The sequence below is a fragment of the Caenibacillus caldisaponilyticus genome (assembly GCF_002003465.1).
Classification (GTDB): Bacteria; Bacillota; Bacilli; order Bacillales; family Sporolactobacillaceae; genus Caenibacillus; species Caenibacillus caldisaponilyticus.
Genome location: NZ_BDDQ01000002.1, coordinates 128,948 through 146,240 on the forward strand (window position 1 = coordinate 128,948; position 17,293 = coordinate 146,240).

The following is a 17,293-nucleotide window of genomic DNA, read 5'->3' on the forward strand; positions in this document are numbered from 1 at the left end:
TTTTTGCTTTCGCGTCTAAATATCTTTTATAACTCGTCACCCTAAATAAAAGGTTTAATCTACGTCCCGGAAATATTCGGTTAATGCCTCAGTTAACGCATTAGCAAAGCGTGACCGAGTGGTACTGCTTTTAAGCCGTTTCAATTCTGAAGCATTGGAAAGAAAACCAAGTTCAATTAAAATGGCCGGGACGGTATTTTTTCTCGTGACATACAGGTTATCATCAATGACGCCTCGATTTTTGTTGCCTAGTGCAGGAACAATCTCTTGTTGGACGATTTTGGCAAGCAGCTTGCTCTTTTCGGGATATTTATTCACACCGGGATATTCAGGATCATTAAAGTCATTGTAATGCGTTTCAACGCCAGTCACCGAAGGATCATCAGAATGGTTGGCATGGATTGAAATATAAACATCCGCATGATATTTTGCTGCTAAATCCACGCGGCATTGAAGTTCAGCATGCCCCGTTGCTCCCGGTTTGCAATTTTCATCGCCATTTCGGGTCATGATGACTTTGGCGCCCTTCTTTTCCAATGCGGCTTTAACCGCTTTTCCGTAATCAAGATTAATGACTTTTTCGTAAGTGCCATCGACCCCTTTCGTTCCTGGATCAATGCCACCGTGGCCGGGATCAATGACGATTACTTTATCTTTTAACACTCCAGGTTTGGCATTAATATAACCCGTCACGGGCTTGCCTTTAATGTATACCGTACATTCGTACCAACCCGACGTAAAGGTTCTATATTTTATTTTCTTTCCTTTGGGATAACTTTTTAATACTTTGGATTTCGTCGAGGCCCTGGCATAGACATGCGTTGGATTTTCCTTTGCTGTCCCGTATATAACCTTTTGTGGTGAAACACTGTTTTCAACATCCTCAGCATCGATATATCCCGTCACAGCTTTTCCATCGATGTAGACGGTACACTTATACCAGCCGGTAATGAAAGTTTGATATTTTAATATAGAGCCTTGAACATAAGCCTTAATCACTTTCGAGCTTGTGTTAGGTTTTGCATAAATATTGGTTTTGTTGATCAATCCGACGCCTCGAAGCGTTTTGGGATGGGACACAGGAACTTCAACATCTTTAGCATTGATGTAACCTTTTACGGGTTTCCCATTAACATATACCGTGCATTCATACCAGCCGGTAACAAATGCATGGTATTTCAGTTCTGCACCTTGCGCATAACTTTTAACGACCTTTGAGCCTGTGAATGCTTTAGAGTAAACATTGATTCGATTTTTTATTACATATCCATGTATATCTTTAGGTTGAGCCACGGGAACTTCAACATCTTTGGCGCTAATATATCCCTTCACTGATTTCCCTTTTACGTAAACCGTGCATTCGTACCATCCGGTGACAAAATCGTGATATTTCAACTCCGATCCTTGTGCATATTCCTTAAGGACCTTCGAACCCGTAGACGCTTGCGAATAAACCTTTGTTGGGTTTTTCATTCCAATCCCGCGCCATTCTTTAGGATTAGCAATAGTAGTTTCAACATCCTTGGCATAGATATAGCCCGTGACCGGTCTACCATCTATGTAAACTGTACATTCATACCAATCAGAATTATATTGCCGATATTTTAAAACGGAACCTTGGCTGTAAATTTTAATAACTTTGGAACTGGTAGTCGCTTTTTCGTAAACTTTTGTCGGGCTTTTTAAACCGATTCCCTGCAATGATTGATTGATCGATAAGATTCTTTGTTGATTATCCGTATCGGCAACACTATTATTTTCTTCTTTACGATTCGCTGTGCGCATACCTTGCAGATTCGGGTTGCTTACGGAATCTTTTGCCTGTTCTGCTGACGAGGAAGCAACTTGCTCATTTTGGGGTTGTTGGCTTTTTTCTTTCTGATCACTAGTGCCGGCCTGAACATCATCCGATTCAGTCTTTTGAATATCACCAGAGTAATGCTCAGGATCAGTGATTAAATATTTTAGAGAATCATTTTCAACATATCCCTTCCAATTTTTCCCCGTCCTTTGATCGACATAACTTACATATGTATAATCTTGACCTATTTGTAGCACCGTCACTTCAGTCATCGATGGAACAGAGACTAATATTTCGCTATCTCTTTGCCCATCCCTGTAAATATTTACTGTTTTCTTACCTTCTTTATCATAAACAATGGCCGTGGATCCTGCAGTTTTATCATTTCCCGTCATGCCTGCGTCTGCTTTTGCGACAAACGGAACAGTTGAAAAAACTAGTATAAATGCTAAAAGACAATGAACTATCTTCCCAAATTTCACACTACCCACCCCTCATAGATTCTTTAATAAAATTTGATAGTTGATAGTTTTCCACCCCTTTTTTAAACGTCTCACTTGACAATAATACATGAAGCGATGCGTTTCGACATCCATTATTTTACCATATTTTATGATTGTTTTTTATATAAATTTATAATTTGTATAAAAATGTGATTATTATTTTATTTTAAAATTCTTTCATATGCTAATGCACATTCGAATAGAACCGGAAAACGGATTGGGCTTAAAGCATGATCATTGACTATCAAAGGCAAAGAGGCGAATAAAAAAAGATAGAAATGTATTTAAAAAAGCAACAATACCTTTTTAAATACTGACTGAGAATATAACAACACTAATCCTAAAAGCCCCTAAATAATTAGAAAAAGAGAAAAGTACCAAAAGCATCTAACCTAAGTTGATATTTAATTTAATTAGTTTTTTGCGTTTGATAGTTTTGGGAGGTGGACCCTCCCTTTACTTGGTTCGATTTCAGTTTAATTTTTCGTTTTTTACACTTCAACCTTTAAATCGCTCACCGATTTGGCCATATTTATAATGATAATGCTTGCTGAAACACGTTTCATTGCGGCACTTTGTAATAAAACAGATAAGTTTTAGGCCTACATAATTTTAGATCAATATCTTTTATCACTTATATAATATTTTTAAATTCATCTAAAAACCTGCATGGCAAGGGCCCTCGCTCAAATTTTTGATATTAATCAACCGTATGATTGTCATCGTAACTTTCTATACTGATAATATCAATATCTTTAAGGAACAGAAGAATTCCAGAAGTTATTGGCTAGGTTATGGTACCTCGAGGATTTCACTTGGCTTATCGAGGTCTATATGTATATAGATTTTTACCTCAACCAGTTTCTAATTCTTATGCCAATGACTCAAAAGATAGGAAAGTTACCAAATTCCTGACAAGAGAAATCTGACTTTGACCTTGCCAGACTATGGAATGATATCTAGACACACTGTAAGGCAAATCCATCACCATCTTGTTTTCCACATGTTTTTTAATTTAAAAGTTCATTAAACTTGCTCATAAAGTCATGTTCTCGTGGCTCATTATTTATTTCTCACCGTGAGGATTGCTTGTCAGTAATCGTTTGATGTAACTGCGCCATACATACTACGTAGTGATGATTAGGTAAAATATATGTTAAAAAACTATTATTTTTTAAAAGCCTTATCCATAACCAAGTTACTCATTTTGTACTTTTTATCGTGTGCGATTTAGAATGTTAACTGTATTTTATATTCAATAGGCATTTAAGATACGAAAGAGGTGACTATTTTGAACAAGGTACGTAAAGCCATTATCCCTGCAGCAGGGTTGGGTACGCGTTTTTTACCGGCAACGAAAGCGATGCCTAAGGAAATGCTACCCATTGTCGATAAACCCGCCATCCAATATATCGTTGAAGAAGCGGTTCAATCTGGAATTGAGGATATCATCATCGTTACCGGCCGCAATAAACGTGCAATAGAGGATCATTTTGATCATTCACCGGAATTGGAACATATTTTAAAAAGCAGAAATAAAACTGCATTGCTTGAAAAAGTTCAACGATCGACAAACTTAGCTGAAATCCACTATATTAGACAAAAAGAACCTAAAGGCCTGGGGCATGCGGTTTGGTGCGCCCGTAAGTTTATCGGCAACGAACCGTTCGCCGTTTTGCTGGGCGACGATATTTTTCGCGGAGAAAAACCGGGATTGCTGCAATTGATCGAGCAATATGAGCGCACCCACTCATCGATCATCGGCGTCCAAAAAGTCACCTATGACCAAACACACCGGTATGGGGTCATTGATCCTGCGGAAGAAAAGCAAGAAGGCCGTTTATTTGCCGTCAAACGTTTCGTTGAAAAGCCCGCCCCCGGAACGGCACCATCGAATCTCGCCATCATCGGCCGTTATGTATTAACGCCGGAGATTTTCGACTTCCTTGATCGCCAAGAAATCGGTGCCGGCGGCGAGATCCAATTGACGGACGCCATTCAAAAATTGAATAACGTCCAAAATGTCTATGCGTATGATCTGATCGGCGAACGATTCGACACCGGCGAAAAACTGGGATACTTAGAAACCATTTGTTCCTTCGCATTGGAAAACCCAGAAATCGGGACAGATGTTTTACAAATGCTCAAACGTCTTATTAACAAATATGAAAAGGTTAAAATGACAAAACGATAAAATGTTTCAGCTGTATAAACTCTCAATAAAAAAGTGCTCATAAGCCTTAGCGCTCATGAGCACTATATTTTTATTGGGAAGGTCAAGCGAAAAACCGGTCAACGACCCGTTTGGCGGCCTGGCCGTCTTCCAACCCGCAATATTTATTGTAGAATGCATCGTATCTTTCTTTATATACTTTCTCGACTTCCTGAATATTTTGGATGGCTGTGATGATGTCATCAGTCGTTTTTAATAAGGGACCCGGTGCTTCTTTTTCAAAGTCCATATAAAAACCTCTGAGATCATCCCGGTATGTTTCCAAATCATAGGTGTAAAACAACATCGGTTTTCTTGAGTTTGCAAAATCAAACATCACTGAAGAATAATCGGTTATTAAAATATCCGCAATCAAGTAAAGATCTTGAATATCTGGATAATCGGATACATTTTTAACAAAGTCTTTTATTTCCTCAGGGATCTTGATCTTATTGGTAATGACAACATGCATGCGCAGCAAAACAACATAATCGTCACCTAAAGTTTCTCGCATTTTTTCCAAATCTAATTGCAAGTCAAAAACAAACTTATTATTTTTGACGGTTTGGTTATCCCTGAAGGTCGGTGCATAAAGGATCACTTTTTTGTCTTTATCGATATTCAATCGATTACGCACCGTTCGCGCAACTTCTTCTCTTTCCGGTTTATAAAAGATATCATTGCGCGGATAACCGATTTCCAATATCTCTCCCTCAAAATGAAATGCACTCTTAAACGCTTTGGTCGCATATGGACTTGGGGAAATAAGATAATCCCAGGACTTTGTCGCTTGATAAACGCGTTCCAAGTAATCTTCGTTTCTTCCTTGTATTTTTTCAATATCAAAAAGCATTTTTTTAAGCGGCGTGCCATGCCATGTTTGAATATAGGTCGTCTGCGGACGTTTCTTAATATAGGTAGGGAAATTTTGATTATTTATCCAGTAGCGTGCTCTTGCTAAATAATAATAGTATTGCGGGCTTAAGCGCGTGATCCGCTTCGTCTTTGGATCCCTAAAGCGAATGTTTTTATTGCATACCCACACCTTTTTATAATCTAACTGCCTTCGAACGATTTCCTCATAAATGGCCCTTGGGCTATCCGCCACTTGTTTACCAACGCCGCTTTCAAAAACGATCAATTTACGATCGACTGGCAAGACCCGACGTGCGATATTATAAAACAATTTCATGCTCGGAAAATACAAGGGGCTCTTTCTATATCGACGAAAAAGCGTTCGCACCAAATCATCCCGCAACATACGATCGAACCAGCTCGTCACGGGTTTAAAGTGAAGGATCGTTTGATAGATGCGTTCACAGTTATTCCGATCGCGATGCTTTATCAATCGATCCGCGCGTTTGATATATTCTGCCTTGACACGGAACCCTCTTTCGGCATACTCGTTAAGCCGTTGGATCAGGTCTTCATGATCAAAAACGATTTCACCCGGCAAATCATTGTCCAAATCAAAATGCGAACGGCGCTTTCCGATAAAACGGCCGCGGTCAAATTGATAGTAAATGATCGGTTTATGCAAGAAACTAAAGTCAAAGGCGACGCTTGAATAGTCGGTCACCATCAATGCACTTTCTTTGATCAAACGTTGAACATCCACTTCTCCTTGGCTGATAACACGGATCGGTAAGTCTTTAAAATATGGCGTAAACTTCTGCATGTTCGGATGCAAACAAAAGACAATATCAAAACCATGCCGCTCCGCCATTTCATGCAAACGGGGATCGGATACAAAAGACTTCCAACGCGCAAAATACTCACTTTCTAAAAATTCTTCGTCGGTTAAAATCCAATCCCGCCAGGTCGGAATGACCAAAAGCTGTTTTTTTACGGCCACGTCGTCGGCGAACAAACCATCGAACCTAGAAAGCCCGGTCACGGCGACTTCGCGCGGATCATATCCAAAATCTTGTACAATCATATTTTTTTCGAAATCCGAACTGACCAAAAACAAATCGGTTTCAAATCCCGGCGCGTTTTTGCCGTAATTGGCGACCATGTTCTTAGTGCCCATGACGCCATGCTGAAGGAACACCTTTGTCGCCTTAACGGCTTTCTTAAAAGCTTTAGTACGTAAGGGATATAAATAATCCGGATGATGGGACCCGATCACCTTTGTGGCCATAAGAGTATGCCATATATGGGCTTTAGATTTGTAAATCAAAACGTTCCCGTATTTGTCGACATTCTTGCGTTCTGGCGAATGCTCTTCAATAACGTAGTAGGCCGGGTGATTCGGATGTTTTTCTCTCATATATTTGAAAAAATGAAATCCAGTATCTTGCGCCTTATACGGTCGCTCACCAATTATCCATATGTTTTTTCGCTTATTAAACAGTCTCAAGAACCAGGCCCAACGCAACATCCTGTGCAAATACACGAATGTCTCCCGATCAAAGCCGTCGATTTGGAACGATAAATTGAACCCCTTAAAAGTATAATAAGGCGTGACAACATACCATTTATCGCCGATGTTCGCAGAACCGGCGCGTATAAAATACCGTGCACGAAAACGGGGCTTGCCGATTCGGCACCTTTCAACTTCTTCTCGATCGTGCCATTTTATTTCAAAATAGGCGTCATAAATATCTTCATCCAACAAAAACTTTTGTACAATCGTATTCAAGTCCACATTCGCCTGAAAGAAATAACGACGAAGCCCAAACTTCTGCTCGGTGTCTCGTTCCAACTGACGGATGTTCACAGGCAATATGATTTCATTGTTTGAATCCCGACTTTTCAAAAGTAATCGGGCTTGTTCAATACTCTCGTGCAATGTGAAGACTTTTCCTTCAACCAACAAACGGTTTCTTTTTAATTTCAATCGGTTTACTTGTGTCTTGACGGAAACAGTCGTCTGTTGGTTGACGGCTAAGGAGAGGTTACCTTTTTTTGTGATATAGATCCTTAAACGATTGCCCGACGCCTCCATAGATTTCAAAACATTATGCTTTGTACGTTCAAATCTTCCCAGACGAATCGGGTATTCGAGATCGAAGCCGCCGTCTGTTCGCTTGACGTACTCTGCCTTTGGCTCAATTTTGAGGAGTTGTTTTTCAGTCAACGATTCTTTCGGCCTTCTGATCACAATAAAAAAATCATATACATCTTCTATGTTTTCCGGAATGGCAATACGCGCTAAATCTAGTGAAAAGTCGAATCGAGCGGAAGGGGAAGCAGCATCCACTCTGATGACATGTTCATTTGATCGTGAAATGAGCAGGAGTTGTGTGACGACGACATCAGGACGTGCCAACTCCCCTTTAATCTTTATTAAGCGATCCGCTTGTTCCAAAACAAGGAGATGTTTTAACCTTTTTCGTTTAAAGGAAAAGAATTTACCAAACTTCATAGGTGTCTCTCCTTATCCGTACACTCCCGAAAAATGCCTCATTGCATTTATACATTATCTGCTTCCATGACCTGCCGTCATTCGGACTTCATACCGTTTTTGCATGAATTGTTGTTTCATTTCTTTCGTCCACGTTTTATATTCTTTTAAAAATTTTTCGTATTTCGGCATAACCTCTTTAATCGGACCGTAATCCCGCAACTCTCCGTACTCCAGCCAAAGCGCTTTTTCGCAAAACTTCTTGACTTGCCCGAGCGAGTGGCTAATGAAAAAGATCGTCTTACCTCGTTTTTTAAAGTCGTTCATCTTGTCCAAACATTTATCGGCAAACGTCTGATCGCCAACGGACAAGGCTTCGTCGATCACCAAAACATCCGGATCGATGTTCACCGAAATGGCAAAACCGAGCCTTGACTTCATCCCGCTCGAGTACGATTTGACCGGCTGATCGATAAATTTGCCGATATCGGCGAATTCGATGATTTCCGGCTCCAGCTTACGGATTTCCTTTTTGCTGAAGCCGAGCATCAAGCATTTTAATTCGATGTTTTCTCTCCCGGTCAACTCGTTGTTCAAACCGGAAGCAATGGCGATGAGCGATGCTTGTCCCTTCACTTCGATCGTGCCCGATGTCGGCGGTATGACGCCGGCGATAAGGTTCGAGAGCGTCGACTTGCCCGATCCGTTTACGCCGACAACGCCGATAACGTCGCCTTCGTCCGCCGCAAAGCTGACGTTGCGCAAGGCATAAAAATCCTCGCCGCGGCCGCCGAATAAAATGTCCAACAGTTTCTCGGAATTCGACTTGTACATCTTATATTTTTTGGTGACGTTTTTAAGGACAACCGAATGCCCCATAATTTATCACTTCCGTAATTATAAATAATCAACGAAATGATCCCTGAACCTGAGATGAAGTACAGAACCGATGATCAACATGGCTAACGTCACTGTCCAGAAATAAATCGTATAGTGCCAATGTGCCACACCATACCACGATGTGCCGAGCAATGCCGCGCGATATCCATCGACAACATAAGTAATCGGATTAATCAGCATGACGGTTTGCACGAGCGCATTTTTTGATGTCCATAATACAGGCGTCAAATAAAGCAACATACGAACAATCGATTGAACGATCATTTGTACGTCACGGACAATGGTCGCCAACGTTGAGGTGATCAAGGACAACGCAATCACGAACATCAATACGGCAAACATAAAGTATGGCAGCTGAACGATGTACACGGACACCGATTCACCAGAAAGGAGAAGTATAACATAAATGACCGCTAAAAACATCAAGTGTTGATAAAACTTGGACACAATGACATACGTGGGAATAACGCTTAATGGGAAACTCATTTTGGCAATCGTTCGGATTCGGCTGTAAATCGATTTCGAGCCTTGAACGATGGCCTGGTTAATGAAAAACCAGATGACAAAACCGGCAAACAGCCAATGATGGAAGGGTATGGAGTCAATATTATAATGTTTTCCACTTCCGCGGATGCCAAATCCAAATACAAACCAATAAATGCCGATTTGTATCATCGGATTAATGATTTCCCATAAGATGCCCAAATAATTGTTACGGTTGGCGCTTTTCAATTCATAAAGCGACAGCCTGCGGACTAAGTAAAAGTTATTCACTTGTTCCTTCAAGATGATCCAAACGGAACGCATAAGTTGATCCTTTCTACCCATTGTTGACGTCATATTCCCGGGCCGAGCGGTTCAAAAAGACTTTTTCAGCGATTCGATGCGAGGATTCACCGCATTCCAAGTAGCAAAATCTTTGATAAAAAGCGTCAAATGATGCTGGAAGCCGGTAATTGTTCTTCTCCAAATCATTAATAGCGGCGATGATCTCCTCCGTCGTCGTCACGAGCGGACCGGGCGCTTCGTTTTCAAAATCAAAGTAAAAACCGCGGATTTTGTCCCGGTATGTGTCGATATCGTAAACATAAAAAATCATCGGCCGCTTCAAAATGGCATAATCAAAAAACACCGAGGAGTAATCCGTGATGAGCAGATCGGATATGACGTATAGTTCACGGATGTCCTCATGATTGGAAAAATCAAAAGCAAAACCGTTATAACGGCTTAAATCAAATTGCTCGGCGATGAGATAGTGCATGCGTAATATTATAACATATCGATCTCCAAGCTCTCTTTCGAGCAATTCCAAATCCAATTTCAGATCAAATTTGTAACGCCCTTTGGCATAGTACTCGTTATCCCGCCACGTCGGGGCGTACAAGATGACTTTTTTGTCTAATGGAATTCCATATTTTCGCTTGAGCGCTCCAATGGTTTCCGGTCGGTTGGCTTTAAAAAGAAAATCGTTGCGCGGATACCCAGATTCAATGATTTCTTTATCGAACTGGAACGCGCGGCGGAAAATTTCCGTGGAATACCGGTTAGGCGAAATCAGATAGTCCCAGTTTCGCGATTCTTTATAGAAATTTCTTTTATAAGTTTCGGTCGTCGTTCCCGGCATATGCACTTCTTCGATATCGGCCGCCAGTTTTTTCAGAGGCGTGCCGTGCCAGGTTTGCAAATAAATCGTGTGCTTCGGTTTGGGGATCCAAAGCGGCAGGCGGCTGTTGGTCACCCAATACTTCGCCAGCGCCATCAAAAATAACCATTTAACCGTAAAACGTTTGACAACTTTTACATCTTTATCCATGAAGTTTTTAAGATACCGAGGGTCTACACTCCAATACATGTTATACTCCGGGTAATTCTCTTTTAAATATTCGTAAATGGCCCTCGGATTACAGCTGTATTGTTTGCCGAGATAACTTTCAAAAATAATGAGGTTATCACGGGCCGGCAACAAAGAAACGATTTGAAAAACAAGTTTATATAGCTTTTTTATTATCGATAGCTTTTTTATTTTTCTCATCATGCCCATCCGAATTCACCAATTTGTCAATAAATAAGTGGGTTGAAAGTCTATAAGCCCTGTTCCATGGGTTCGAGAGGTTGCTCTTCCGATTTATCAGCAACAAACAAGTAATGAACAAGATTCCGGCTCGAATGACCGGTAGAGTACTGATTCCACGTTCTCGAAAATTCCTCGATTTTATCCAAATCAAACTTGCCGTTTTTTATGGTCTCTATAAGGTCATCCATATTATATACGACCGGGCCGGGGACTAATTTTTCATATTCACCCCACAGCCCCCGTGATCTTACATATTCCTTTAAATCATAAGGATAAAAAATCATCGGCCTTTTTAACAAGGCATATTCATATGGTACCGAGGAATAATCCGTTATTAAGATGTCAGTGACCAGCAATAATTCGTTGATATCGGGATACAAGGAATAATCATAAACAAACCCCGGATATAGTTTTTCGATTTCAATTGTATTTTTAATGGCGGGATGCAACTTTAGGAGAACAATATATTCATCCCCCAGTTCCCGATACATGCGATGCATGTCCAGTTTTAAATTAAAATGATGGATCTGATCATCCCGATAAGTTGGCGCGTATAAAATGACCTTTTTTCTTTTTAGCTCTTTATTTTCAGCGGTTAATTTTTTGATGATTCTGCTTTGTGAGTCGGAATCATAAAAAAGATCGGTTCTCGGAATGCCACTCCGCAAAATTTTTTCGGGGGGACACCCAAACGCGTCCATAAAAATTTTTGCCATAGCTTCCGAACCGACTACAATTTTATGAAAATTATTATAAACTTTTTTAAACCTCTTTCTGGCTCTTGCCGATCGTTCCGCAACCGAACGATCCCGAAACCCGAAGGTTTTGATCGCGCCAGCCGCATGCCATAATTGAATGCATTGAACTGTATTTTTAAAATTTACGGCGGCTAAAAAAGGATAATAATTGTCCACCAAAATCCATTGGGAAGTTGCCAAATGATAGATTAATCGCACCCAATTTACAGGATTTTTAAAATCCATACTAATGTAAATAGCATCGGGCACGTGTTGTCGGTTGATATGACTGTTTTTTTTACATATAAAAATAATTTTATATGGAATGTCTTGCCGCTTCATTTCATTATAGACAAAAAGACAATTTTGGCTGAAAGACGCCAATATGAGTGTCTTCTGACGAAGCGGAAAACATTTACATAAGTTAAACATCAACTTAAATAACAATAAGTAGGCCTCTATACATATTTCTTTAACCATTTTTAGCTTGGAATAGGTCGTTTTTGATTTTCGTCGTCGAGATACCGACAGTGCGCGGTAAATAAATCACTTCACAATAATCATTTAAGAAATCGAAACGACCTTTCCAATCGTCCCCCATTACAAAAATATCGACATCGTATTTTTTTATATCCTCAATTTTTTGATCCCAGCTTTTTTCAGGAATGACTAGATCGACATAACGGATGGCTTCCAGAATCAGCTTGCGATGTTCATAGCTGTGATAGGCTTCTTTATGCTTTTGTGCATTAAATTCATCGGTTGAAAGGCCGACAATTAAGTAATCTCCGAGTTCTTTCGCTCTTCTTAGCAGATTGATATGGCCCCAATGAAGCAAGTCATAGGTGCCATACGTAATAACCTTTTTCATGATCGATATCACCCTTTTAAAGGTTTACATTAATAGATTATAAATGTTCTATATCTTAATTTCAAATGCACATCGGCCTTCGCTTAAGTCAAGCTGCCATTGGCATTCTTTTATAATTCCTTTAAAAACATTTTGTTTAACCAAACCTTTAAGCACAATACACATGTTAGTCCTTCATAATCATGGCAGATGTTTAACTCGCCTTTTATGCGTGAAATCACAATTAATACAGACCGCGATGACAGCACATACATACCCGTGGATGATCGATCTGGCGTCCTAAAAAAGACTCTGATTATAGATTAGAACACTTACATCACAAGTTCCCAGAACAAAATAAAAACTGCATTACTATGAAACTCATAGCGAATGGTCATGGGTATCGAGTATCGGCCTTTAAAAAGCACAGTACAACAAAAAAAAAGGGGGCGAACATGAACCATCGCCCCCGAATGATTATATTTACTTTTTGTATTTCGGAACATCAAAAATAAGAGTGTATTGATCTAACAGACTATATAGGTTTACCATTGTAGACGTTTGTTTAACCGCCCAGCCGACATCTGTTGCGTATTGGTGACCTGCTCTACCATATTGCTCCATATAAGCCGGATTCCAGCGCATTTTATACAACGTATCTTGGCCGGCATGAATGTAATTTTCGGAAACAAATTGGGCTCCGCCGATGATTGCTTTTTCAATCGTTGTCCACCCGTGATTGTATGCAAATTGCGCTCCGCATGTATCGGCGCAACCATCTGTCGCCCCGACACCATAAACATTATAAACCGTTACCCCATTGACTTTAATTCCTTTTGCGAGCTGACTCGTTCCGTTTCCGGTCTCTAAAAGCGCATGGCTGATCAAATATATTTCATTGATATTGTATGTTTTAGCCGCTGTAATAAACGCTTCGGCTTTCCCAGCCAATACGCCCTTCCCTTCTAATATATTATTATTTATATCGGTTGCGTTTGTCCCGGAAAAAGCAGACAATTTCAGAAACTGAAAATAGGAACTGTCGGTCTGGGAAAAATTATCAGGATTTAGGTAATAAGCGACTTGATCCCGCGTGGCGGGTACCTTCCCTAGACCATCGGCCTTTGGATCCACCTTCATTTGCATATCAATCGCTTGATTGAGCGTAATGTTGTAAGAAGTATAGCTCGTGTAAATCCCGACGTTTCCCGTAAATTCCTTCAATCCGCTTTTGCTGATATAACCGGTTGTCGCTTTTCCGTTTATGTAAACCGTACAACTGTACCAACCCGATGTAAACGTCTTTAGTTTCAAGATCGCCCCCATGATATACGATTTGAGTATCGGGGCATTGCTGGATGCATAAGAACGCACGGTCACTTGATCAGCTATAACCATCGCTTGAACGCTTTTTGGAGAGGAAGTTGCGTTTTCGACGTCATTGACCTTAATATACCCGGTTTTTTTAGCACCGTTGACATACACAGTGCATTCATACCAACCCGATGTGAAGGTTTTATATTTTAATATGCTTCCTTTTACATACGTTTTCAAAACTTTTGAGCTTGTCGAGGCTTTGGAATAAATGTTGGTCGGACTTTGAAGAGCGATACCGGTTACCTCTTTCGGAGTGGCTGTAATGTTTTCCACGTCGCTTTTCTTGATATAACCGGTTTTCCTTACCCCGTTTACATATACCGTACATTCATACCAACCCGAAGTAAAAGTTTTATACTTCAAGATCGTGCCTTGGGCATACGTTTTTAACACTGAGGCTTGGGTCGACGCCCTTTCATATACCTTGGTAGGACTTTGCAAACCGATGCCGCGAACTTCGTTTTGCGTTGTAGTTGCGTTCTCCACGTCGCTTTTCTTGATGTAACCGGTTTTTCGTATCCCGTTGACATATACCGTACACTCATACCAACCCGACGTAAAGGTTTTATACTTCAAGATCGTGCCTTGGGCATACGTTTTTAACACTGAGGCTTGGGTCGACGCCCTTTCATATATCTTGGTAGGACTTTGCAAACCGATGCCGCGAACTTCGTTTTGCGTTGTAGTCGCGCTCTCCACGTCGCTTTTCTTGATGTAACCGGTTTTTCGTATCCCGTTGACATATACCGTACATTCATACCAACCCGACGTAAAGGTTTTATACTTCAAAATCGTACCTTGGGCATACGTCTTTAATACCGATGCTTGCGTCGACGCCCTATCATAGACGCGGGTGGGCGACTGCAGGGCAATGCCGCGGATTTCAACCTGTGGCGTTTGAATGTTCTCCACATCGTTGGCATTAATATATCCGGTTTTCTTTACGCCTCGAACATAGACGGTACACACATACCAAGTCGAATTATAGGGGCGGTATTTTAAAACGGTTCCTTGACTATAACTCTTTAACACGTTCGCAGTAGTCGAGGGCTGGGCATAAACGCGCGTCGGATCTTTCAAGCCAATTCCTTTAAGTGAAGGTGTTTCTTCAGCCGCCGCATTAACAGGCAGCCAAAGGAGATGGACCGCAAATACTATAGCAATAAAACAACAACCGGTTTTAAAAATTCTCTTCAAAAATACGTTCCCCCCACTTACGGAATGTAATGTCGCTATTTTTTCGCTCCCCTCCTTTCATAACAATAAATCTACCAAAATAACCTATATATCTCTACAATCTTTCATATTTGTAACCTTCAAGTAAAAAAATGAATCTTTTGTAGCAGGCCATTGGAATCACTGCTCACCTAAAGTCTTGACTTGATAGAAATCATGCGTACATAGAAAGTCTGGATCGATAGACTATTTGTTCATTAAATTTAATATTTTCTGTTATAATACACAAAAAAAGAGCCGACCCAAATCCTTTCATTCATTAAAAAAGTCAACGGAGAAAGGATTCGATAAGGCTCTTTTCAACAACATCTCTAGCTGGAGGTAAAGCACCAATTGATCAATTAATCGTTGCTGATAGAACGCGGTAACACTTAAGCCTTCATTTCATTGCTTCCCAATATTAATTGATCAACAACGCGTTCACTGGATCGGCCGTCCGTATGGTCAAAGAAATATTCGACAAATGGCTTGATTTTCTCCATTTTAAAATCTTTTTTGCGAATTGTTTCAATGATTTCATCCGTTGTCCGCACCAACGGACCCGGAATAAATGTATGATAATCGTAGTAAAAATCGCGCGTCTGCACATATTCCTCGACATCGAAGGCAAAAAACAGCATCGGCCGATTCAGAAGCGCAAATTCAAAACAAACCGATGAATAATCGGTAATCAATATGTCAGTGATAAAGAGCAAATCATTGATTTCTCGATAAGACGAAAAATCATAGAAAAAGTCGCTGTACTCATACGGAATGGTAATATCGTTTTTGACAAACGGATGGATCTTGTACAGAAAAACGTATTCATCCTTTAACGCATGATACAACTTTTCGAGATCCAATACTTCCATCGGATAATAAGCCGATTGCTGGCCGTTTCCTCTGAAGGTCGGCGCAAACATGATTACTTTTTTGCCGACCAAAAACGGATATTCTTGATAGAGCTGCTCAGTGACTCTTTTCTTATACTCTTCATCAAAAAAGACGTCGGTACGGGGAATGCCGGTGGCAACGACTTTTTCTATATCGATGCCGAAGCCTTCTGCGTAGTGTTTGGCAACATGATGCGAGCTGACAATCGCTTTCGTATAATTTCGATGGTTTTTCGACTTCGGCGACGGGCCTCCGGGCAGCCCCAAGCGGCTAAACCCGAACGTTTTGAACGCGCCGACCGCATGCCAAAGCTGAATCAATTCCGCGTTTTTCCGAATTTTTAACGGATAGACCATCGGAAAGAAATCATCAAGCAAAATGAACTTTGACGTCGCCAAATGATAGGCGAGACTGACGATTTCTTTATACGTTTTCTTCTGCCTGATCGAGCTTTTCAACATAAATTTATATTCGAAGTCCAGCTGCCGCCTTTGCATTTCCTGATAGACGAAATAGAAGTTTCCGCTCAGCTCCTCGCGGCTGTCGGAAGCAAATAAAACCTTTCTCTCATTGAGCGGGAGCAGGCAGAAGAAGCGGTAAAGCAACCGGAAAACTTTGGTTGAAAAGAAGCGATAGAATAACCCGCGTTTCTCAAGATTTTCAATATCAAATAAGGCCGGATCGAGATCTTTCAATTTGTTCGATTTAATTTTTAACGTTTTAACGTTCAAATCGTAGGTGGCCAATAAATTATATTTCATTTGTTTACGGGCCGAAAAATATTCCATTTTTGCTGAATGGAATCCTTTATCCAAGAAAGGTCTGACATTTCCAAGCGGAAAGGTTTTAAAATATTTTTTACCGCCCAAATCTTGCACTTCAATGTGGAGATAAACCTTATATTCGGCTTCAGGCAAAGGCTTATTACTATTGATCGTTGAAAAATTGAATTTCCCTTCAAATCCAGCCCATTTGTATTTATCGCTTATTTCTTCCTCCAACTGGAGTTCCTGTACAGGCACGTCCATTAAAGGCAATTCAATAACATGTTTTTTTTCATTCACCAAATAGAGACGTTTCTTAACAAAATCTTCATCTTCAAGCGGAATGCCTTCCAAATAAAAATACCCTTTAATTTCCATAATGGGCCCGTTCCATTTTAAATGGGTGACCTTCCGCCTAGGAATCAGCTGATCATCCTGCCCGGCCAGCTCATGGATGGCCGGTAGCGATTCCTCCAAGTAATCCTTCTTAATCACAATTTTTTCATCATCGACGAACACATAGTTTCCCTTGATGTATTCCCCGTTTGTCGAATTTTGCCGTTTGATCATCTTTTTTAATACCCGCTTAGCTTTTCTCAACATGATCTTGATTCCCA

Annotated in this window: 8 protein-coding genes and 2 pseudogenes; 1 reads left to right on the plus strand and 9 read right to left on the minus strand. The window is 40.5% G+C overall.

Annotated elements, in window-relative coordinates:
• Positions 1-54: 54 nt before the first annotated feature.
• On the minus strand, positions 55-2,283 hold the full coding sequence (locus tag CCB157_RS00835; RefSeq protein ID WP_077614025.1) for an N-acetylmuramoyl-L-alanine amidase: 2,229 nt from the start codon (positions 2,281-2,283) through the stop codon (positions 55-57).
• Positions 2,284-3,595: 1,312 nt separating this feature from the next.
• Between CCB157_RS00835 and galU the strand changes: the two genes are divergently transcribed.
• A complete protein-coding gene (galU, locus tag CCB157_RS00840; RefSeq protein ID WP_077614026.1) occupies positions 3,596-4,498 on the plus strand; it encodes a UTP--glucose-1-phosphate uridylyltransferase GalU in 903 nt (300 codons plus the stop codon).
• An 82-nt stretch (positions 4,499-4,580) separates the two neighbouring features.
• Here galU and CCB157_RS00845 read toward each other — a convergent pair whose 3' ends face one another.
• The 8 genes and pseudogenes from CCB157_RS00845 to CCB157_RS00880 all read right to left on the minus strand — a co-directional run bounded on the left by CCB157_RS00845 (position 4,581) and on the right by CCB157_RS00880 (position 17,279).
• The gene (locus CCB157_RS00845; protein ID WP_077614027.1) at positions 4,581-7,886 is read right to left on the minus strand and encodes a CDP-glycerol glycerophosphotransferase family protein; all 3,306 of its coding nucleotides are present in this window, start codon (positions 7,884-7,886) and stop codon (positions 4,581-4,583) included.
• Positions 7,887-7,973: 87 nt separating this feature from the next.
• Positions 7,974-8,744 (minus strand): annotated as a pseudogene (tagH, locus tag CCB157_RS00850) (teichoic acids export ABC transporter ATP-binding subunit TagH); the annotation flags it as partial.
• Between the two features lie 18 nt (positions 8,745-8,762).
• Entirely contained in the window at positions 8,763-9,572 is an 810-nt protein-coding gene (locus tag CCB157_RS00855) for an ABC transporter permease (protein ID WP_077614029.1), read from the minus strand.
• 13 nt (positions 9,573-9,585) lie between these two features.
• A pseudogene (locus CCB157_RS00860) lies at positions 9,586-10,800 on the minus strand (CDP-glycerol glycerophosphotransferase family protein); the annotation flags it as partial.
• 47 nt (positions 10,801-10,847) lie between these two features.
• Positions 10,848-12,056 carry a CDP-glycerol glycerophosphotransferase family protein gene (locus CCB157_RS00865; protein WP_077614031.1) on the minus strand — a complete coding sequence of 403 codons (1,209 nt, stop codon included), beginning with the start codon at positions 12,054-12,056 and terminating at the stop codon, positions 10,848-10,850.
• Complete coding sequence (gene tagD, locus CCB157_RS00870) at positions 12,049-12,447, minus strand: glycerol-3-phosphate cytidylyltransferase (protein WP_077614032.1); 399 nt, start codon at positions 12,445-12,447, stop codon at positions 12,049-12,051. Before tagD ends, CCB157_RS00865 begins: the two co-directional genes overlap by 8 nt.
• 462 nt (positions 12,448-12,909) lie before the next feature.
• Positions 12,910-15,000: a glucosaminidase domain-containing protein gene (locus CCB157_RS18175; RefSeq protein WP_274519602.1), complete on the minus strand. Its 2,091-nt coding sequence runs from the start codon at positions 14,998-15,000 to the stop codon at positions 12,910-12,912.
• 410 nt (positions 15,001-15,410) lie between these two features.
• Positions 15,411-17,279: a CDP-glycerol glycerophosphotransferase family protein gene (locus CCB157_RS00880; protein WP_143286868.1), complete on the minus strand. Its 1,869-nt coding sequence runs from the start codon at positions 17,277-17,279 to the stop codon at positions 15,411-15,413.
• Between the last annotated feature and the right edge of the window lie 14 nt (positions 17,280-17,293).

Excerpts from the sequence above, each read along its gene's own strand:
- CCB157_RS00880 (WP_143286868.1), bottom strand. The coding sequence starts at position 17,279 with ATGTTGAGAAAAGCTAAGCGGGTATTAAAAAAGATGATCAAACGGCAA.
- CCB157_RS00845 (WP_077614027.1), bottom strand. The coding sequence starts at position 7,886 with ATGAAGTTTGGTAAATTCTTTTCCTTTAAACGAAAAAGGTTAAAACAT.
- CCB157_RS00865 (WP_077614031.1), bottom strand. The coding sequence starts at position 12,056 with ATGGTTAAAGAAATATGTATAGAGGCCTACTTATTGTTATTTAAGTTG.
- CCB157_RS00855 (WP_077614029.1), bottom strand. The coding sequence starts at position 9,572 with ATGCGTTCCGTTTGGATCATCTTGAAGGAACAAGTGAATAACTTTTAC.
- tagD (WP_077614032.1), bottom strand. The coding sequence starts at position 12,447 with ATGAAAAAGGTTATTACGTATGGCACCTATGACTTGCTTCATTGGGGC.